Source organism: Prolixibacter denitrificans (genome assembly GCF_003014495.1).
In the GTDB taxonomy this organism is placed as follows: Bacteria; Bacteroidota; Bacteroidia; order Bacteroidales; family Prolixibacteraceae; genus Prolixibacter; species Prolixibacter denitrificans.
Genome location: NZ_PYGC01000015.1, coordinates 1 through 19,478, shown reverse-complemented (window position 1 = coordinate 19,478; position 19,478 = coordinate 1). Strand labels below are relative to the sequence as shown.

General features: G+C 46.4%; 17 protein-coding genes. 6 read left to right on the top strand and 11 right to left on the bottom strand.

Features of this window, described 5'->3' with window-relative positions; genetic code table 11:
* Nucleotides 1–65: 65 nt before the first annotated feature.
* The 4 genes from CLV93_RS18855 to ric all read right to left on the bottom strand — a co-directional run bounded on the left by CLV93_RS18855 (nt 66) and on the right by ric (nt 2,667).
* A complete protein-coding gene (locus CLV93_RS18855) occupies nt 66–749 on the bottom strand; it encodes an NUDIX hydrolase (RefSeq protein WP_106543786.1) in 684 nt (227 codons plus the stop codon).
* 256 nt (nt 750–1,005) lie between these two features.
* On the bottom strand, nt 1,006–1,467 hold the full coding sequence (locus CLV93_RS18850; protein WP_246187251.1) for a hypothetical protein: 462 nt from the start codon (nt 1,465–1,467) through the stop codon (nt 1,006–1,008).
* A gap of 4 nt (nt 1,468–1,471) precedes the next feature.
* The gene (locus tag CLV93_RS18845) at nt 1,472–1,918 is read right to left on the bottom strand and encodes an RrF2 family transcriptional regulator (protein WP_106543784.1); all 447 of its coding nucleotides are present in this window, start codon (nt 1,916–1,918) and stop codon (nt 1,472–1,474) included.
* 20 nt (nt 1,919–1,938) lie between these two features.
* Nucleotides 1,939–2,667, bottom strand: a complete 729-nt coding sequence (ric, locus tag CLV93_RS18840; protein ID WP_106543783.1) for an iron-sulfur cluster repair di-iron protein — start codon at nt 2,665–2,667, stop codon at nt 1,939–1,941.
* A gap of 110 nt (nt 2,668–2,777) precedes the next feature.
* Between ric and CLV93_RS18835 the strand changes: the two genes are divergently transcribed.
* The gene (locus CLV93_RS18835) at nt 2,778–5,021 is read left to right on the top strand and encodes a nitric-oxide reductase large subunit (protein ID WP_106543782.1); all 2,244 of its coding nucleotides are present in this window, start codon (nt 2,778–2,780) and stop codon (nt 5,019–5,021) included.
* 65 nt (nt 5,022–5,086) lie between these two features.
* Here the strand turns inward: CLV93_RS18835 and deoC are convergent, their stop codons facing one another.
* Nucleotides 5,087–5,800 (bottom strand): deoxyribose-phosphate aldolase, encoded by a 714-nt coding sequence (deoC, locus tag CLV93_RS18830; RefSeq protein ID WP_106543781.1) that lies wholly within the window; start codon nt 5,798–5,800, stop codon nt 5,087–5,089.
* A gap of 13 nt (nt 5,801–5,813) precedes the next feature.
* A complete protein-coding gene (locus CLV93_RS18825) occupies nt 5,814–6,485 on the bottom strand; it encodes a YiiX/YebB-like N1pC/P60 family cysteine hydrolase (RefSeq protein ID WP_174821591.1) in 672 nt (223 codons plus the stop codon).
* Between the two features lie 264 nt (nt 6,486–6,749).
* Between CLV93_RS18825 and CLV93_RS18820 the strand changes: the two genes are divergently transcribed.
* Complete coding sequence (locus CLV93_RS18820; protein ID WP_106543780.1) at nt 6,750–7,586, top strand: hypothetical protein; 837 nt, start codon at nt 6,750–6,752, stop codon at nt 7,584–7,586.
* On the opposite strand, the gene yccS is transcribed toward CLV93_RS18820, so the two are convergent.
* Nucleotides 7,583–9,706: a YccS family putative transporter gene (yccS, locus tag CLV93_RS18815; protein ID WP_106543779.1), complete on the bottom strand. Its 2,124-nt coding sequence runs from the start codon at nt 9,704–9,706 to the stop codon at nt 7,583–7,585. The two genes, CLV93_RS18820 and yccS, sit on opposite strands and share 4 nt — an antisense overlap.
* A 364-nt stretch (nt 9,707–10,070) precedes the next feature.
* On the opposite strand from yccS, the gene CLV93_RS18810 reads away from it, so the two are divergent.
* Nucleotides 10,071–11,237, top strand: coding sequence for a DUF5700 domain-containing putative Zn-dependent protease (locus CLV93_RS18810; RefSeq protein WP_106543778.1), 1,167 nt, complete (start codon nt 10,071–10,073; stop codon nt 11,235–11,237).
* Between the two features lie 160 nt (nt 11,238–11,397).
* Nucleotides 11,398–11,661: a hypothetical protein gene (locus CLV93_RS18805; protein WP_106543777.1), complete on the top strand. Its 264-nt coding sequence runs from the start codon at nt 11,398–11,400 to the stop codon at nt 11,659–11,661.
* A 15-nt stretch (nt 11,662–11,676) separates the two neighbouring features.
* Here the strand turns inward: CLV93_RS18805 and CLV93_RS18800 are convergent, their stop codons facing one another.
* Nucleotides 11,677–12,534, bottom strand: a complete 858-nt coding sequence (locus CLV93_RS18800; RefSeq protein ID WP_106543776.1) for a fumarylacetoacetate hydrolase family protein — start codon at nt 12,532–12,534, stop codon at nt 11,677–11,679.
* Between the two features lie 68 nt (nt 12,535–12,602).
* The gene (locus CLV93_RS18795; RefSeq protein ID WP_106543775.1) at nt 12,603–14,321 is read right to left on the bottom strand and encodes an amino acid permease; all 1,719 of its coding nucleotides are present in this window, start codon (nt 14,319–14,321) and stop codon (nt 12,603–12,605) included.
* A 462-nt stretch (nt 14,322–14,783) separates the two neighbouring features.
* Here CLV93_RS18795 and CLV93_RS18790 point away from each other — a divergent pair, with 462 nt between their 5' ends.
* Nucleotides 14,784–15,716 carry a magnesium transporter CorA family protein gene (locus tag CLV93_RS18790; RefSeq protein ID WP_106543774.1) on the top strand — a complete coding sequence of 311 codons (933 nt, stop codon included), beginning with the start codon at nt 14,784–14,786 and terminating at the stop codon, nt 15,714–15,716.
* Between the two features lie 802 nt (nt 15,717–16,518).
* Here the strand turns inward: CLV93_RS18790 and CLV93_RS18785 are convergent.
* Together CLV93_RS18785 and CLV93_RS18780 are read right to left on the bottom strand one after the other, a co-directional pair.
* Nucleotides 16,519–17,181 carry a CPBP family glutamic-type intramembrane protease gene (locus tag CLV93_RS18785; RefSeq protein ID WP_106543773.1) on the bottom strand — a complete coding sequence of 221 codons (663 nt, stop codon included), beginning with the start codon at nt 17,179–17,181 and terminating at the stop codon, nt 16,519–16,521.
* A 663-nt stretch (nt 17,182–17,844) separates the two neighbouring features.
* The gene (locus tag CLV93_RS18780; protein ID WP_106543772.1) at nt 17,845–18,507 is read right to left on the bottom strand and encodes a CPBP family glutamic-type intramembrane protease; all 663 of its coding nucleotides are present in this window, start codon (nt 18,505–18,507) and stop codon (nt 17,845–17,847) included.
* A 550-nt stretch (nt 18,508–19,057) separates the two neighbouring features.
* Between CLV93_RS18780 and CLV93_RS18775 the strand changes: the two genes are divergently transcribed.
* On the top strand, nt 19,058–19,345 hold the full coding sequence (locus CLV93_RS18775; protein WP_106543771.1) for a hypothetical protein: 288 nt from the start codon (nt 19,058–19,060) through the stop codon (nt 19,343–19,345).
* Nucleotides 19,346–19,478: the final 133 nt, after the last annotated feature.

Sequence of the window (19,478 nt, the reverse complement as noted above, 5' to 3'; positions counted from 1 at the left end):
CAATTTACTTTTAGATGATATTATAGGTCGTTTTGACTTTTATCCAGATTAAAAAATAATTTTCATCAGAGTTCAAACGAAAAACCGTTTGCTTCATACTCTTCGTATCTCTCTTTGTTAAATGCGTACAGGTAAGCGCCTTTCTTCGAATTGCTCATATCTTTTATTGGCAATCGGTCCAGTAAATTCATGGAAATAATTTTCCGGCGAAAGTTGGCTGGTTCCAGTTTTTCCTGGTAAATGGCTTCATATAACAAACGCAACTGAGTAATCGTAAATGTTTCAGGAAGCAACTCAAATCCAATTGGTTGATATTTGGCCCTCCTTTTCAGACGCCTCAATGCTTTATCAACAATCTCCGAATGATCGAATACCAGGTTGGGAATCTCATTGATGGAGAACCACTGAGCACCATGTTTTTTCAAAAGGTCTTCGCGGTAGTCCTGAATATTAATCAAAGAGTAATAAGCCATACTAACGACACGGGCTGCGGGGTCACGATCGATTTCAGAAAATGCACTCAACTGCTCCATATAAATGTCACGCATACCTGTAATACGGGCGAGCACACGATAAGCGGCATCATCCAGAGTTTCTTCTTTCTGGAGGAATCCCCCCATGAGTGACCACCCACCCTTTTCCGGCTCAAAATCACGTTTATATAGAAGTAGATTGAGGTGTTCTCCGTCGAAACCAAAGATGACACAGTCGACGGCCAAATGAAACTTTTCCTTATCGGTATATGGCATAGTTGAGCTTTATTGGTGCAACAAATGTCATATTTACATTTATTATTTGCAAATAAATTTTTAATTTTTTTGAAGAACATGTTAAAGAATAGACCTACTGTTTCTCATTTGAAAGTTATTATATCCTGATGCTACAACAGAAGCGCCCGGAAAACAATACCGGTACACACACCTTATACTATGCCGCAGCTGCTCTCCAAAAAACAAAAAAAGCCATCCCTGTGGATGGCTTTCCAAATAAATATTGTGTAAACAGCTAACTGTCGTGAATTTCCGCTTTCAGTTTCCGAATCACACCAAAAGTGGCTGAAAACAAGAGAATAACCTTAATGACCTCCAGCCCGATATAAACAAAATGTGCCGGATCTGACGTGGGTTGTGCGCCATTAATAATTTCAACCGCACGGTGCGTTAAAACGGGCAAAAGAACAAACGTCTGGATGGCAACAATCACAGCAAGTCCTGCAACCATAAAAGTCAACTTGTCCTTTAAAAATCCAAAGTTCCGCTTAACAAAGTATAGTAACAACAGGGTAAGCACAATCTCCACCCGGTTCAATCCCGTAAAAACCAGTTTCCCGATCCCCAATCCAATGGGGAGAGTAACACCCGGCGCCTGAAATTTCAGCCAGGCTTCCATAAAACTGATCGCACAAACGAAGCCAGCCCAAAACATCAGAATGATGATGGGTGCAAATGCAATGCGTTTATTCATCATATACTTAATTCATTAGTCGATTAATGACGGCCTCCCGCTTCATCACCTTTTGAGCCAGGGAATAAATTGTCTCCTTGCGTACCAGGCGATAAAATCCGTCCCGGATAGGAAGAAACTCTTCATGCATCGGACAAGGATGTGCGTCGTCGCAATGCTTTAATCCGAATCCGCAACTGGTAAATATATGGGCATCTCCCATTTGGCTGATGACATCATACAGTGTGGGTGATGCTTCGGGGGTAAGCTCTTTGAAAAAGAATCCTCCTCCCCGGCCTTTCACCGAAGAAAGTACACGCGATCGGGCCAACGTCTGCAAGATTTTGGCGGTGTAAGGTTCCGGACTTTCAATTTCTTTTGCTACTTCGCGAAAGCCGGGCGTTTTCCCTTCCAGATTTTTCATACAGATGTAAACCAAGGCCCTGATGGCGTATTCAGCTGCTTTTCCTACCATTTTTTAATATAAAAGTTCATCTATTTAACCGACATCTTCTGTTCCAGTTCAATGGCTTTTGGAAAAAGTATGTTATTTTCCAAATGAATGTGCCGATGCAAATCCTTTTCAAAGTCGGCCAACTGCTCATAAGTTACCCGAAAGGTATTGCAGGCGTCATCCGGAATACTGTATCCGGCCGATAATTTAGCAATCTTTTCGAAACGTTCTCCTTCGTTTTGATGTTCCTGCATCATCATTGCAACCGGATTTTCTACCTGCCCGAATGACGGCGCCTGATAAGGAATTTCGCCCCTTTTTACTGCTTCCAGACGTTTAATATGAGGAAAAAGAACCATTTCTTCCTTTTGCAGGTGCATCGTCAAATCGCCAGCTGAACCTTCAAATAATTTTTTTATCTCAATTATCTCAGGATGATGTTCACTATGCTTTCGCTCTATTTTCTCCAGATTCTCCAACAAAACCGGAATATGTTTCCTCACATACGTATGATGCCGGTCGACAATATAGTCAATCAGTTTATCCAACGCCAGTGCATTTAAATAATCAGCATCCGGATCGTTTTCTGCCAGTGCTGCATTTAACTCTTCCAGCAAAATTTCCGGTTCCACACCGGCCTTGCGGCTTGCTTCGTTCAATGGACGATTGCCGTTACAACAAAAATCAATATGGTGAGAAGCAAACACCTGGGCTGCTTTAAAGTTCTCACGTACAATCTCTCCTACGTTTGAATCACTCGTTATCTTCATATCGTTCAGAATTATTTACGACACAAAAATATGTATTTTTCTTTTAAAAGGATTAAAAGGTCTTTTTATATTTTTACATTTGTTCACACCAACTCATAAAACTTGTTGCAATGAACACAAAACGATTATGGGCAGGATTTATCCTTGTCATGGTAATTTCATTTGGTGTATTACTCTATTACGGTGAAGAGATCTACCGTAAGGCACCTCCCGAACCGGATAAAGTTGTCACCCAAAGCGGAGAAACACTTTTTTCCGGCCAGGACATTAAGAATGGGCAAAATGTGTGGCAATCCATTGGTGGACAAGAACTGGGTACCGTTTGGGGACACGGCGCCTACAAAGCGCCCGACTGGACGGCCGATTGGCTACACAAAGAGGCTGTTTTTATTCTGAATAAATGGGCCGAAGCCGACTACGGAAAAGGCTATGCCGCCCTGAACGATGAAAACAAAGCGGCACTTAAGGCCCGACTGAAAGACCTGATAAGGAAAAACCGGTATGATGTAAAAACAGGAGTGCTAACCATTCCTGATGTTCAGGCCGAAGCCGTGAAAGCTATCAGCAAAGAATACACCGGTCTTTTTATGGATGGTCCACAATATCAAAAGCTCCGTGAAGATTACAGCATTCCGCCCGGAACCGTCAAAGACCCGGAAAGGATGCACGAAATGAATGCTTTCTTTTTCTGGGCTACCTGGGCCACATCCACTGACCGCCCGGGAATGGAAATCACGTATACCAACAACTGGCCGCCCGAAAAACTAATTGACAATAAACCGACCAGTTCATTGATTATCTGGACCGGATTCAGTGTGATACTGCTGCTTGCAGGAATTGGTCTGCTTGCCTGGTATTATGCTTCAAACCGCGAAGAAGAAGATTTCACCGAAGTTCCGAAGGTCAATCCCCTCTCTGGACAACAAATTACTCCTTCAATGCGTGCCACGTTAAAATATTTTTGGGTGGTTTCGCTCTTGATTCTGGTACAAATTGCCATGGGAGTCATCACGGCTCACTATGGAGTGGAAGGATTGGGCTTTTACGGACTCCCCCTCGATAAAGTATTACCGTACAGCGTATCCAGAACATGGCACCTGCAGCTAGCTATCTTCTGGATTGCAACTTCCTGGCTGGCGACCGGATTATTCATGGCACCAGCCGTGTCGGGGCACGAGCCGAAATACCAAAAACTTGGTGTTAACATTCTTTTCATTGCGCTGCTGGTAATTGTCGTCGGCTCACTGGTTGGACAATGGCTGGGAATCATGCAACGCCTTGGTCTGGTCGAAAACTTCTGGTTCGGTCACCAGGGATACGAATATGTCGACCTGGGACGTTTCTGGCAGATATTCCTTTTCGCCGGACTTTTCATCTGGCTTTTCCTTCTGGGAAGAGCACTCTGGCCTGCGTTAACCAAAAAATCAGAGAATAGACAGCTACTCATTCTTTTCCTCATCTCCTCCATCGCTATTGCCGCTTTCTATGGTGCCGGCCTGATGTGGGGACGACAAACCAATCTTTCCATTGCCGAATACTGGCGCTGGTGGGTTGTTCACCTTTGGGTGGAAGGATTCTTCGAGGTATTTGCTACGGTTGTTATTGCCTTCCTTTTTGTCCGCATGCAGTTGATTAAACCGAAACTGGCTACGGCAACGGTTCTCTTCTCGACCATTATTTTCCTTTCCGGAGGTATTCTCGGAACGTTCCACCACCTCTATTTTGCAGGAACGCCGACTGCAGTTCTTGCCATCGGTGCAACGTTTAGTGCCCTGGAGGTTGTGCCGCTGGTCCTTATAGGCTTCGAAGCCTACCACAACATCCGTTTGAGCAAAGCCAGTAGTTGGATCCAAACCTATAAATGGCCGATTAACTTCTTTGTGGCCGTAGCGTTCTGGAACCTCGTCGGAGCAGGAATCTTTGGTTTTCTGATTAATCCACCGATTGCACTCTACTACATGCAAGGGCTAAATACGACAGCCGTCCATGCTCACGCCGCACTTTTTGGTGTGTACGGGATGTTGGGGATCGGTTTGATGTTATTTGTTCTTCGGGACATGAACCTACAACCGCAATGGAAGGAAAAGCAACTGAAATTTGCCTTCTGGACACTGAACATCGGCTTGTTGCTGATGGTACTTATCAGCCTTCTCCCGGTAGGTTTGATGCAAACCTGGGCCAGTGTAAAATATGGTCTGTGGTATGCCCGCTCAGCACAATTCCTGAATCATCCGCCCATGCAAACCATCCGTTGGTTGCGCGTGATTGGCGATACGGTATTCACCGCCGGCGCACTGGTATTGGTTTGGTTTGTTTTTGGATTGAAAACAGGCTGGTCGATTAAAAAGAAATAATCAATTAATCGCTGTACACCCAAAATCCCTGAGGTAAATTACTTCAGGGATTTTTTTATTTTGTTTCAGGCTCCAAACCGTTCTTTGGCTTCCTCCAGCATAGAAATCGTCGCAGTTGCTCCGCAACGGGTACAGCCGGCTTCCTTCACTGCTAACAGTTGATCGAGTGTTCGAACACCGCCCGCCGCTTTGACTTTCACATTCGGGCCGGAATATGTTCGCATCAGCTCCAGGTTCTTCAACGTTGCCCCTTCATAGCTGTATTTTCCATCGGCTCCTTTCACAAAGCCAAAGCCGGTCGACGTCTTCACGTAATCAGCACCTGCTTCGGTACAAATTTCACACAACCGTTTGATGTCTTCTTCTTTGGTAACAAAATCAGTTTCGAAAATCACCTTCACAATCGCGCCGTGGTAGTGACATTCATCTGTAATGGTTTCTATCTCCTTCCGGATATAATCCCAGTCGCCCTGCAAGGCCTTTCCAATATTGACAACCATGTCAATTTCCACAGCTCCATCGGAACAGGCCACTTCGGTTTCGAAGCGTTTCACCTCGATGGTGGAATTCCCGGCAGGAAAACCGATGACACAGCCGACCAGTACACCGGTATCCTTGAGTAATTCGACGGCTTGTTTTACCATATAAGACTTCACGCAAACCGAGGCCACATCGTATTTCGCGGCTACTTCACACTCCCTTTTCAAATCCGCATCCGTTAACGTGGGATGCAGAATGGAGTGATCGATCATTTTCGCCAGTTCGTTCAGTTTCGTCATGATGATTGATTGGTTAGTTAGTTGCTTTTACATTGTTTATTTTAACCTCGCCCAGTCGCTCCAATTTATCCGAAGCAGCCATCCCATTTGGATTGCAACCGGGTTTTCCTTCCGGAACCGCAATATCCAGTTTTTGATAATGAGCTACCCAGGTCGAATCGAACTGCCCGGTTTGCGGGTTTTTAAAGGTCATCGGATTTAATTTGAATACCGAATCGGGAGCGAATATCGTGTACACAAATTCCGAGCAATAATATCCCGTATCCGGAAGAATGTAGGTATAATTATAAGGCTGTCCAAGTAATTGCTCTGCCCGCTTCATCGCTTCCGGGATGAACTTCCGGAACGGCGCTTTCAATCGGTACGCCACCACTTCTGATTTTTCCCCGTCAGGATGCAAAAAGGAATCGAGCGGCTGACGGAACACACCATGCTTCGGCTCCGAATTCAACACATAAATGCCATCCGGAGTCACTTCGGCAATTCCCATGTGGCTAAAATGCGTCGCCTTTCCGGTTTGCGTTACCTGGTCAATAGCCTGCGACAGGTTAGCATCGGCAGCTCCCCGAAACAGAATATCACCGGTGCGGATGTCAAAACCATTCGGCTTCGGTTTGCACCCTGCCCAGCCACTGATAAATACGAGCGTCAGTATATACATCAGAAAACGATAAGTGGTACGCATAGAATTCATGCTGATTGATAACCTGACAAATGTAATCACCCACATGATGAAATAAAAAATAAATCGTGAAAACTGAAGAAGAGCGCCCTCAATTAACCGCGCGATTCATCAACAATTAATATCCTGAAAACGTTACTATTATATATATCCCGGACACTCAACATGTCCGTTTGATATTTACCGGCCGGAGATTCGCCTTCAATTTCCCGGTTTAACCGGAAAAACCGCCTCCGGTCGTAGCTACCACATTAAAACAAGGAAACTATGAGCGACTGGACGATATTAAAACCCTTTGGAAAAGACGAACTGGAAGCCATGTATCAGCTGCACCATGCTGTTCAGTTCATTGCCCTGGCCGGCGAACACCTGGTAGAGAAACATCACCACCATGAACACCGCAGCATGTCGTGGCATCACGATGGTTTCTTCTACGGCGATAAAATCAAAGTACATCACGAATATTTTCATGTGGGGCTCGACGTGACCAGCTTTACCCTCATCTTTTTGGATGAATACCTACATATCCTGAAAAAGGTGCCATTGATTGAATTAAGCAAAGGCGAAGTGCTTAAGCGATTTAAAACCATGTTGCACCACCACCAGCTGGACGATGAGGCCATTCAGTTTCCGGTAGACCGGAATCACCCAACTAAACTGGATGATGAGTTTACGTTTGGTCAGCATTCCGGAAATGCGCTCTGGCAGAATATCGCCTTGCGCAATAATACCGCCCTGGTGTTGGAAAAATTACTTCAACCATTCGAGCATACCAGAGAAATCAAGACCTGGCCGCAACATTTTAATACCGAAGCCCTGATTCCTATGCGGCGTGAATCACACGGCGAACTGCTGCGCTCCATTTCCATTGGATTGGCGGCACCGGGGAAAGAAATCAAAGAACCGCACTTCTACGTGATTTTGCGAAAAGACCAACCAGACGTAGTGCCAGACCGGCATACCGATGCGCCGGGACAGTGGCTGACGGACCATCAGACACACCGGGTACTATTGCTCTCAGATGTTGTTAAAGCTGAAAATCAGCAGGAACTTCTGACCCGCTTTTACGAAGAAAGTCTGGAAATATTCCTGCCTCCTGCCTAACGGGAAATATCAGTCGAAGTTTGTAGCAGCTGGTCGGTAACTTCTGCCACGTTGAACAGCAGAACCAGTTGTTGCCGGTTGGTCCCGTCTTCCATCTCGGAAAGCCGTTCGCGAAGACGAACCAGTATCGGCTCCATATGACAGGTGGGTTCACCCTTTAACGAACCGGCCAGCATTTGACTGGCTTCTACCAACGCTTCTTCAATGTTGACAGAAAACTCCTCCATCTCCGGATGAATGAACTGCTGAATATCGCGGTGCGCACCCAACGCCGAAAGATAGGACAGCAACGCATGATTCAGGTACGTGAGCCGGAAGGCCTGCTGCCGGAATCGTTGTTGTTTCCAGGGTTCCATCTGCATATCCTGCCACGCCATGGCCAACGCATTGTCTGCCTGGTGAGCTTGTCTGCGGGCAATGCGGTAATCCAAATCATCTTCTTCCGACAGACGGTATTCTTTTAGAATGGCTTTGAAATAAGCAGTGTTTTTTGCCAATGCTTCGGAAATCAAAACCGGCAGGCGCTTGTATTGCCAGTCGGGCCAAAGTATTCTCACAGAAACAATTGCCAGGGCTGCACCCAACACCGTATCCAACATCCGCGGGCCCATCATGGCAACGCCTTTTCCCGACAGGAGATTAAAAGCGCCCAAAACAAACATCGTGATAAAGATAACGGCGATGTAATAGCGCTTCCGTAACCAGAAGAAGAAGTAAAAAGCGGCCAGTAGCATCAAAACCAGTTGCCCCATTTGTGTGGGAAGAATCTGCACAACCGCTACACCGGCTGCCACGCCCATAAACGTTCCCAGAATACGCTGAAACAGCCTACGACGGGTTTCGCTATAGCTGGGCTGACAGACAAATAAGCTGGTCAGCAAAATCCACTCCCCCTTCTCGATGTGCAGCCACTGCATCAATCCGAAGCCAATCACAAAACAGGTACTCAGCCGAACAGCATGGCGTAACCGGGGATGACGCCAGTGCAATTGCGCTTTCAGGCGTTCCCACAATGTGCGGGTATCCCGGGCTAGTCGCGGAATATATTTTCGTTGGGAGATATCACTTAGGTTCAGGAGTGAACGGTGCGATTGCGTGAGGTTATGCAGCAACAGCGAAAGGCCCTGCTTTCCTGACTCGGGGCGTTGCTTCAATTGCTCATTCAGCGCATTGACAATCCAGTTCAGCGAAACAGGATGCCGGTAAGGGACACCCGTCAGCAGTGTATCCGCTAACCGTCGCGTTGCCTGTGCCAGCTGTAGCAACAACTGTCCAAAGCCCTCCATCAATGCCTGGTTGTCCGGATTGCTGCTGAGTAATTCATAGCGCTCATGGCTGGAAGCAGCCCGTTCGTGCAAACTCTGCAACAACATGAACCGGCGAAGGTACGGCACCAGTTCCGTTTGGTCGTCCAGGGCATCGGCGTAGCTGTTCAACACCTCCTTGGTGCGCTCCAACGCATTCACCATTTCTATATTCAGCATGGCCAACCGATGACGGATGGTCGTCTGCTTTTCTGCATTGCTGGGAAACAGGCGGGCTTTCTCTTCGAGGTAAGCAGAAAGTGCCAGGTAGCCTCTCGCCAGCTGTTCTTCCAGCAAGCGCCAGGGATGACGGTACAACAATGCCAGCGATAGCAAACCATAGCCCAACGCACCCGCCGGTAAGAGAATGGGCTGCCAATAAGGGGCCGGCCGAAGCGAATCTCCCAGCATCGTATAGATGGCAATCAGTACCGCACCGAAGCTAACGCCACGGTAACGCTCGCCTAAACCGCCAATCAAAATGAACAGTACAGTGGAGCCTGCCAAACCAATCGCAAACAGCCAGGGAGTCGGGCGTAAAATCTCAACGGAAGCACTGGACAGGGCAAAACTAAGTACCGTCAATACCAACGCTTTGATGCGGCCTTTGGGATGGTCATCAGTTTCGGCTAAAGCTCCTGCCAATGCACCCAACGCCAGCGTTACTCCGAAATAGGCATAACCGGTCAAGACAAACGGCACCGACAGTAAGGCCATCGCAATGGTAGCTTTCATCGCCATCAGCCGATCGGGATAGCGCCAGAAAGTCTGCCGTACCGATTCGTACCAAATTTTATTTTTTAGCTCTTGCCACATTTTGCTAATCGAAGTAAAACCAATTGAATATATCTATTTTCCAGCAATTCTGCCGCAAAAATATGAAATCGAAAACGGAACCTGATACGAACGGAGTCGTCTTGATAAAATGATAACGCCCGGTTAACTTCATCATGATATCGCACAAAATAAACGGGAAGCGACATCTCTGAATAAATCCGGTCTCTGTTTTATATTCATCTTAAGTTAAAATTAAAGGCTTTTCATACCGTAATCATTCCCCAAACCAATATAATTTATCATATTTACATCTTCAAATAAAACATTCGGTAGAGCACTATTGAGAACTTCTTTTGAGAAGCATTGAACAACGCCATCCTGCAGCGACTATAATGAGGGAATAATGAAAATTCGAATTCTTTTTCTTTTCACCTTTCTATTGTTCAGTGCATCGCTATACGCCCAAATCATCGGAAATAATTCTATCGATTTCTCGGGAATGAAGCCATTCTGGCAAATCGAGTCTTCTTTGATAAAAGATAAAGAACCTCCTCCCGGAGAGTGGAACGCCCTCTTCAATAGCCCGGCTTACCAGATACTATTTGCGGGAGGATTTTCACAAAAGAATTTTGAACACCAATTGCGGCTAGCCTTCATGCCTTCGATGGATTCGGTTCTTAACATAGCATTGAAAAAGAATGACCAACAGTCCGAATACCTGGATCACTACTTGCTGATCAAGGGAAAAGAAAAGAAATTGAAAGAACTGCAAACCAAGTTGCAGAAAGAGCAACTGATTGAAACCGCCCTGTCAATGGCGCGCAATTTCCTGCCCGACAGCTTTTCTATCGATAACTCGCTACCACCGGTGTCGTTCGCCATTTTCGAGAATTCTACCACCCGCGCACCTTCAGGCATTATCATCGACCTGGTATTCAGCATGGATTTTGATTCGTATCTCCCCTATCTGCTGGCACACGAAGCGTATCATATCTACCGCGATAAAATCAGGAATACCCATTATCCGGATAAGCACCAACCAGATTACCCGATGGTACAGATGCTCACCCAGATGGAAACCGAAGGAATTGCAGACCTGATCGATAAAAAGAAGTTTTTTCTGAAGAAAGGGTCGTTCTCCAATTGCGACTGGGCTAAATCCTATCAGCACTACCTGGATAAAGCGCCGAAAACCATTCGTGAGCTTGACAAGTACTTTACCCAAATGGCCGCATTTCCCAATAGCGACCGCAAAATTATCCAGGATTTAATTCCCATGAACGGTCATCCCACCGGCTACTTCATGGCCAACGCTATTATGCAAAAGATGGGCAAACGCACGCTAATCAAACAAACGGCCAATCCTTTTGCTTTTTTCCGCCTCTATCAACGCGTTGCCTTAAAGGACAAGAAACACTACCCTCCCTTTTCGTCAGCTACCATGCAGTACCTTCACGAAATGGAACAGAAATACGTCCCCTCCAAAAACAGCTTGCCTCCTGCCCCCGAGCAGCCATCCAGCCCAAAACTAATGTGGTACGAAAAAGATAAAGTGCAGTATAATTGGTAATGTTATTTGGCCAGCATACGTGGCTTCCTGGTTCTTTAGCAGCAATCACGAAACACGCTTTCCAGCAACCTTCCCCTTTTCTTGACAAAAGACTAAAAACATGCGTAACTTTCTCTTATCAAACCGGTTTGAAAACTTAGTCTGATTAACCATAAACGTCATGGAAATAATTCTATTAGTCATCGGTTTGGCAGGTGTTATCGTCTACATCGCTTCAGCCATTTTAATTTTCGACTACGTGAACGAGCGAATTCACAAACGAAGGCACTTTGTCTTCATCAATCTGTTCATTTACTCGTACGTGAAGCATTATAAAAAAATGACGCGCGAAGAAACCGGAAAGACAGGCAAATTCTTCTATTTCTGGCTTCTGTCCATCAACGTGGCGCTGCTGTGTTTTATTCTGTTCCTTATTTTCCGTTAATAACGGGAACCGACATTACAGCTTGTAATCGACAAATACCTGCTCCTGCGTTCCGAGGCCTTCGATGGTCAACTCCACTTTATCACCGTTCCTCAGGTATTGTGGCGGTTTCATTCCCATTCCCACGCCGGGCGGCGTTCCGGTCAGGATTACATCACCAGCCTCCAGCTGCATATACTGCGATATGTACCAAATCAGGCTCGATGGATGAAATATCATCGTTTGTGTATTGCCTATCTGGCGAATGCTGTTATTCACGGTGAGTTGTAAATCCATGTTACGGGGCTCGGCAATGTCGTCGCGAGTGACCAGGAAAGGACCTAACGGCGTAAATCCCGGCGAGGATTTTCCTTTCACCCACTGTCCTCCTCTTTCGAGCTGAAATTCCCTTTCCGACACATCGTTGGCGATGGTATATCCGGCAATGCATTCAAAGGCGGCCGCTTCATCTTTCAGATAGAGCGCGTTCTTTCTCAGAACAATCGCCAGTTCAATCTCGTAGTCCGTCTTGATGCTGTTGGGTGGAATCACCACCGGGTCAAAAGGCCCTGATAAGGTATTGGTAGCTTTCGTGAAAATGATCGGTTCGGAGGGGACCTCCATATCGGTCTCTTTCGCGTGGTCTCCATAATTCAGGCCGGCACAAACGATAGCTCCGGGACGGGCCACCGGGCTCGCCCACCGCTCATGCGGATTTACTTCGGGCAACTTATCGCCTTCTTCGTCAACCAGCTTCTGCAACAGATTGAGTCCGCCGTGCTGAAAAAAAGTGTGATCCCAATCATTGAACCTCGCGGAACAATCGTACCGTTCACCGTCAATCAGGACGCCCGGCTTTTCTTTGCCCCGCTCTCCAAAACGAATCAATTTCATAGCTACCGATTTTAGTCATCATAAGTAACCGAAAATTTACCGAACAGGAAGCAATTATCGATTGAAAATCAGGATTCTTTCACAGTTTCCTGGATATCCATGTTACGTAAGCGGCTTTTCTTTGTTCCGTAAGAAAAATATAATACCAGACCGATAACCAACCAAATCACAAAGCGCAGCCAGTTGGTCACACCCAGTTCCGACATCAGGAACAGGTTAATCAGCAATCCGATAACCGGAATGATGGACCATTGCCGAACAATGGCGGCTATGGTGAGGACCACCGCGACCACGATAAAAATCCAGACAGGCCATTCGACCTCTGCTAAAGACGCAAAGCTGAAAGCGATATGTTCCGAAACGAACATCACCACCAGAACAAGGGCCCATACCGGCAACAAAAACCAGCGACTATTGAAGTAAGGAATCCGGAAACCGCCCTGCCCCTTGTCTTTTCCACGCGGGTTCATAATCAGAATACCGCCCGATACGAGCACAAAAGCAAACAGGGTTCCGATACTGGTTAAATCAGTCACTTCCGTGAGATTCATAAACAACGCCGGCACGGCCACAATGGTCGCAGCAACAATGGTTGCAAATCCCGGGGTACGGAAACGTTTGTGCAGTTTCGAGAAGCGTGGAGGCAGCAAACCGTCGCGGCTCATACTCATCCAGATGCGTGGCTGCCCTACCTGGAAAACCAGCATCACACTTCCCATGGCAATCACGGCTCCCAAAGCGATAATTCCCGACAGGGCCTCCAGATGGTTTTTATGGAACACATAGGCCAACGGGTCGCTCACGGCCAGGTTCTTGTAGGAAACCATCCCGGTAATCACCAGGCTGAGCGTTACATATAATACAGTTGTAATAACTAAGGCATAAATCATGGAACGGGGCAAATCGCGGCGTGGGTTCTTACACTCTTCCGCCGTGGTGGAAATTGCATCGAAACCAATGTACGCGAAGAAGACACCCGCAATTCCTTTCAGCACCCCTCCAACTCCGTTGGGAGCAAACGGGCTCCAGTTGTCCGGTTTCACATAGAAAGAACCGACACCGATGACCACCATCAGAATCAACAGTTTCAGCAAAACAAGCAGGTTACTGGTAATCTTCGCCTCACGGATTCCCCGGTACACCATGTATGAAATGAACAGCACGATACCCAAAGCCGGTATATCGGCGATGAGCCGGAAGTCTCCAATCTGTGGAGCATGCATCCAGGCCAGATAGGTTTCCTGCAAATGGAAGCTCAACTGATCGAGCGTTTGACCACCCGCCAACGCTTTCACCGCTTCGGCATGGCCACGCATAGCGCTCAGGTAATCGACACTCAGAAATTCAGGAATATGAATGCCCAACCCCCGGACTAGTCCGGTGAAGTAACCCGACCATGAAATCGCCACGGCAATGTTTCCCACAGCATATTCCATAATCAAATCCCAGCCGATAATCCAGGCTACCAGCTCTCCAAAGCTGGCATAAGCATATGTATAAGCACTTCCGCTGATGGGAATGGACGACGCAAATTCAGCATAGGCCATGGCACTGAAACCACAGGCCAGCGCCGTAAAAACAAACAACAACGAAACGGCCGGTCCGCCCTGCGATGCTGCAGTACCAATCGTACTGAAAATTCCGGCTCCTACAATGGCGGCAATACCAAAAGCCGTTAAGTCGGCCACCGACAAATTACGCCGCATGTGTGTCTCTTTTTCGCCCCCGGCAGCATCCTTCATGATGAGTGCTATCGGTTTTTTGCGAAACAAGGGATTCCTATCCATAACTAATCAATTTTGCTTTCGTGCTTTACTGAACCGGCAAGGTTTTCCGATCCATTTTCAAGAATATTGCCAGCAAAAATAAACATATTGTCAGTCCACACCCCCTTTTATTCGTTATTTATAATTTAAATTCACCGGTTTTTTACAACCTGACACTCTTTTTTCGACGATACAACCCATATTTTCATTATTCCACGGGAAGCCCGGCGAGGCATAGAGAAAGATTGTTTGCTCACTACTCCGCCACAGTCGGTTAACCCGTTTTTTACTGCCAAACAAGATATTTCCTACCGGGAATAAGGCTCATGCCGAATAGTTTCCTACCTTTGCAGCGCAAAACAAAGCAACAAGTATCATATGGACGATGGCCCGTATCATAGACAGGAACTTGATATAACCTCGCATTAAGAGGGGCGGACGTCGTGTGCCTTTCTTAATGAAAAAAATAAGGAGGCACGAAAAATGATTAAAATCTTCAGAAGCTTTGGTGGTTACGTAGAACTACCCCAGGCAGAAAAAGGATGCTGGATTAACGTGACCAATCCGACTCCCGACGAAATTACTGCGCTACGTGACCAGTACAACATGCCCGATGACATCATCAAAGACATTCTCGACCAGGACGAGCGTCCGCGTTTGGAAAACGACGACGACTGGTCGCTGGTGATTTTGCGTATTCCTATCGAGAATCAGAACAACGGTGTACCGTTTCACACAGTTCCGCTGGGTGTTTTCATGACACAGGACGTCACCATCACCCTTTGCTCGGTACAGAACGAGGTGCTGCCTTCTCACCAGCCATCGCTTTACCGCGAACCTTACCAGCAGGTGAACGACGAACTGAATTTCATTCTGAAACTGTTCCTGCGGTCGGCTACCACCTATTTGCGTTACCTGAAATACATCAACCAGCAGACATCGTTGATTGAAACGGACCTGGAGAAATCGATCCGAAACAAGGAGTTGACCAAGTTGCTGAAGATGGAGAAATGTTTGGTCTTCTTTATCACCTCCCTCCGCTCTAACGAAATTGTGTTGACCAAGCTGCGAAACTCGCGGCGCAACACCCTCACCGAGATTAATGAAGACCTGTTGGAAGACGCGGTAATTGAAAACAAACAGGCCATCGACATGGCGCAGATATACTCCGACATCCAGAGCGGCATGATGGACGCCTTCGCTTCGGTTATCTCCAACAACCTGAACGTGGTGATGAAGCAGTTGACCTCCATCTCCATCATCCTGATGATCCCGACGTTGATTGCCAGTTTGTACGGGATGAACGTACCGAACTTCATGGAGAACTCGGCCTGGGCGTTCCCGGCCATCCTGTTCTTCTCCGGCCTGATGGCCTACATCGGCATCGTCATGTTCCGGAAACGAAAATGGTTTTAAGGTTTAAATCAAAAGAATTACGCTAATTAGGGCCAATTACGCTAATTGCGCTTTGAGGATGCTGTTAAGAAATAAGAAAGGATTGACACGGATTAGATCCACGGATTCACACGGTTGAGCTTCGATTAAACCTTATGCATAAAACGCCCCGGAGGGGTATCATCTTAATAGCCAGGGGTAATCCACGATGTGCATCGGGACGGCTATTGCCGGGAACACGACGCCACCCACGACGTTCGTCGGGACAGGCCCCGGGAACGAATGGCAGATATTAAAAAGAGGCGCACCTGACACCCTGAATTGAAATAGCAACGAGCCTGCGCCGCGCACAGGAATGTTGAATCGATGAATTCCCGTATATCAGCGTTAGCTCCCGGCCACAATATATCGTGGCCCTACAACGCCAACAGCTAACGGAACTGTGAGTGACAAGTCATTCAATAATGCCTTTGTGAACTTTGTGCTTACATTGTGTCCATTGTGGTATAATTTCTTACCACGAAGGACACTAAGGATTTTTCACGAAGAACACAAAGAATCCCTTTATCGAAGCCTAACGCCAGTAACGATAGGAATCACAGCAACCTCGAAGCTCAACCTGAAATCAGGATACTGCACGGCCACAATATATCGTGGCCCTACCAGGCCGGCACTAACGGAACATTGAAGCTGACCAACAGTAACGACAGGGACAATAGGAACAACAGAAACCTCTTCCATAACCTGAAACCTGAAACCAACTACTCTAACAACAGCAACAATAGAAACTATAGTAACAAAAGTAACTGCGAAGCCTAACCAGCTACAAATGCGCGCCGGAAAGCATAAACCCGATCAGATTGATGGTCGAATGAAACAGCATGGAATAGATGATGCCGTATTTCATCCGGACGAATCCCAGCAAGGTTCCCATGATAAGCTGCGGTAGCGTAAGAAACGGTGCCAGCAACAGCACCTCGAGACTCAGCGGGTGAAAGTTCGTGACATGGATAAATCCGAATGCCATCACACTCGCATAAAAGAACCAGCGAAAATAACGAACAACAATGCGCTGCAGCTTCTTCCGGTAAACAGGCGATGAGAAGAAAGGAATGATACCGACTCCCAAAACGGCAAAGATGATCCCCCAAATTATATTTCCCTTTATCAGTTGATAAACAGAATTTCCCGTGAGTAGTATCGAGAAAACCCACAGGTTTTGTTTCAGCGGACGCAGCAATATCCGAAAAAGGGTTTCTTCGAAAAGCGGAGCCAGGAATACGACCGTGATAAACAGCGGCCAGAACGGATAGTCGAGTTCCGACCTGCTTAGGCCCTCCAACTGCATACAGATATGCGCAGGAATCACCGCCGGGATGGCAAGTAGGAAATAGAAGAAAATCAGCAGAAAGAAGTGCGGCCCTTCAACCGGTTCTTTCCGGATGTACACCGGATGTTTCAGGTAACGAAAAAACTCTCCTAGCATCTTTGTCGGTCATTAAGCTACCCTAAACAGTTGTTGACAGGAAAAGACAAACTCTTTTCATGCGATGTTTTGAGCAGATGAGGTTAATTTTAGTAATGTAATCACGCATCGGTCAAAATGCGCTAACGAATCTAAGCAATCATTACGTTAAATTCAATTAAAACTGTTAACAACAGAAACCCTCCTCACCTGAAACCAACTCTTCTAACAATAGTAACCATAGGAACAACAGTAACAATAGAAACCGCGAAGCGTAACCGAGCCCCTTTCCATGTGCAGCCGGCAACATCAAAGCGTTTTTCCGGTAACGCCGGACAAATATTCTTCACCCCCAATCAATTTGGGGGCTGGCAACTCCCCTCTTTCGTACAACCCCGAAGCGGGTTGAATTCATTACTGCTTAGATATCACATTTCACGAATCGAACGCCTCCTATCGGTAACCTCTGAAGGTGTTATTCTCCGATATTCAACTCCTTGCGGAGTTGTTTTATTTATTTGGCTTAAATCCTCCGGTTTCGCCGGAGGTGATGAACATTTATCCCTAACGGGAATCCCTCCGCATCACAGCCCAAATACCCCCTCCAAAGCCGAACAACAATAACGATAGAGACAATAGCAACAATAGTAACCGCGCAGCGCAGCACAACCCGAAACCGACCGTCTAGACGAGCCATCCAAAAAGCAGGAACACAGTAAGATTAAAAATCGAGTGGAGCAACATGGAATATACAATGCCATACTTCATCCGAATATACCCCAATGCGCCCCCTGTAAAAATCTGTGGTAACGTAATGAGCGGAGCCAGTAACAAAACCGGCGCCGGCAGCGGCCGTATATTGTTAATATGCAAAAGGCCAAAAGAGATGAAACTGATATAGAATAGCAGTCCGAAATGTCTCAGAATCCATCGTTGCAGAAGTTTCCGATACCGGACCTGGTAAATAAACAGAAGAGAAATACAGGTAAGCACCATTAAGATCCCGGCATTAAGATAACGTGCCTCTACCAGTTCGTTAATCGAGACTACAGCGGATATGCCGGAAAAAAAGATAAAATTCTTTTTCTGTGGTCGCAGCCACAAGCGGAAAAGTGTCTCTTCAACAATCGGGGCGATAATTACAAAAAAAGCAAACAGCCCCCAATAACCATCGGCCGGCCTCACCGCTTTCAGTGTATAAAAGAGGCCAATGATACCCCGTGGAATGACCAATAAAATAGCCCAGAAAAAAACCCGGATAAAAAACTTGAAAAAGTAACGGGGCTCAAACGGTTCTGTTCTGATAAACCGGGGATGTTTCAGGTAACGAAAAAACTCTCCTAGCATCTATGTCGGTCATTAAGCTACCCTAAACAGTTGTTGACAGGAAAAGACAAACTCTTTTCATGCGATGTTTTGAGCAGATGAGGTTAATCTTAGTAATGTAATCACGCATCGGTCAAAATGCGCTAACGAATCTAACGATTCATTAGGTTAAATTCAATTTAAACTACTAAAACAGAATTCCTCCTACCACACCCCCAAACTGAAACCAAGATGTCGCACGGCCACAATATATCGTGGCCCTACAGCAGCGGCACAAAGCAACATCGAAGCCGAACTACAGAAACGATAGTAACCATAGGAACAACAGAAACCTCTTCCCTAACCTGAAACCTGAAATCAACTCTTCTAACAACAGGAACAATAGAAACCTCTTTCGTAACTTGAAACATGAAACTCCTCTCTTGAGTCATCTGCGGAGCGTCTTGAGGCATCTCATTCCATCCTTGAGCCGGTTGTGGTTATCCTTACGCCAGTTAAGCTACGACTTGAGGCACCTGAATGACAACTTGAGGCAACTAAACTGTTTCTTACACCGGAAACGTTTAGCCTGATGAAGGGAGAATTTATCCTTACGCCAACAAAATTTATCCCGGAAACAGAACAATTTAGCCTTATGCAAACAAGTTTTAGCCTTATGGCAGAAGAAATTATCCCAGAGCCAACAACAATTAGCCCGAAGCAAACTGAATTTAACCTTATGCCAACTGGTTTTAGCCTTACGGCGGAAAGATTTATCCCAAACACAGCAAAACTTAGCCCTGGAAGGGTTACGGATTGTATTTGGGGAACTGTTCTTTTTCTGTGGTCTGTTGACCGGAACATCGAAGCCGAACAATAGAAACTACAGTAACAACAGAAACTCTTCTAACCGCGCACTGTCCTTCCCTGAAATAGGTTGACCGGAATTAAAGGTTAAAAGCAAATGAAAGTTGAACTAAAGAAAATCCAAAGGCGGCGACATTTCAGTGACG

Coding starts and splice junctions, on each gene's coding strand:
- CLV93_RS18855 (WP_106543786.1), bottom strand. CDS start 749: ATGCCATATACCGATAAGGAAAAGTTTCATTTGGCCGTCGACTGTGTC.
- CLV93_RS18850 (WP_246187251.1), bottom strand. CDS start 1,467: ATGATGAATAAACGCATTGCATTTGCACCCATCATCATTCTGATGTTT.
- CLV93_RS18845 (WP_106543784.1), bottom strand. CDS start 1,918: ATGGTAGGAAAAGCAGCTGAATACGCCATCAGGGCCTTGGTTTACATC.
- ric (WP_106543783.1), bottom strand. CDS start 2,667: ATGAAGATAACGAGTGATTCAAACGTAGGAGAGATTGTACGTGAGAAC.
- CLV93_RS18835 (WP_106543782.1), top strand. CDS start 2,778: ATGAACACAAAACGATTATGGGCAGGATTTATCCTTGTCATGGTAATT.
- deoC (WP_106543781.1), bottom strand. CDS start 5,800: ATGACGAAACTGAACGAACTGGCGAAAATGATCGATCACTCCATTCTG.
- CLV93_RS18825 (WP_174821591.1), bottom strand. CDS start 6,485: ATGCGTACCACTTATCGTTTTCTGATGTATATACTGACGCTCGTATTT.
- CLV93_RS18820 (WP_106543780.1), top strand. CDS start 6,750: ATGAGCGACTGGACGATATTAAAACCCTTTGGAAAAGACGAACTGGAA.
- yccS (WP_106543779.1), bottom strand. CDS start 9,706: ATGTGGCAAGAGCTAAAAAATAAAATTTGGTACGAATCGGTACGGCAG.
- CLV93_RS18810 (WP_106543778.1), top strand. CDS start 10,071: ATGAAAATTCGAATTCTTTTTCTTTTCACCTTTCTATTGTTCAGTGCA.
- CLV93_RS18805 (WP_106543777.1), top strand. CDS start 11,398: ATGGAAATAATTCTATTAGTCATCGGTTTGGCAGGTGTTATCGTCTAC.
- CLV93_RS18800 (WP_106543776.1), bottom strand. CDS start 12,534: ATGAAATTGATTCGTTTTGGAGAGCGGGGCAAAGAAAAGCCGGGCGTC.
- CLV93_RS18795 (WP_106543775.1), bottom strand. CDS start 14,321: ATGGATAGGAATCCCTTGTTTCGCAAAAAACCGATAGCACTCATCATG.
- CLV93_RS18790 (WP_106543774.1), top strand. CDS start 14,784: ATGATTAAAATCTTCAGAAGCTTTGGTGGTTACGTAGAACTACCCCAG.
- CLV93_RS18785 (WP_106543773.1), bottom strand. CDS start 17,181: ATGCTAGGAGAGTTTTTTCGTTACCTGAAACATCCGGTGTACATCCGG.
- CLV93_RS18780 (WP_106543772.1), bottom strand. CDS start 18,507: ATGCTAGGAGAGTTTTTTCGTTACCTGAAACATCCCCGGTTTATCAGA.
- CLV93_RS18775 (WP_106543771.1), top strand. CDS start 19,058: ATGAAGGGAGAATTTATCCTTACGCCAACAAAATTTATCCCGGAAACA.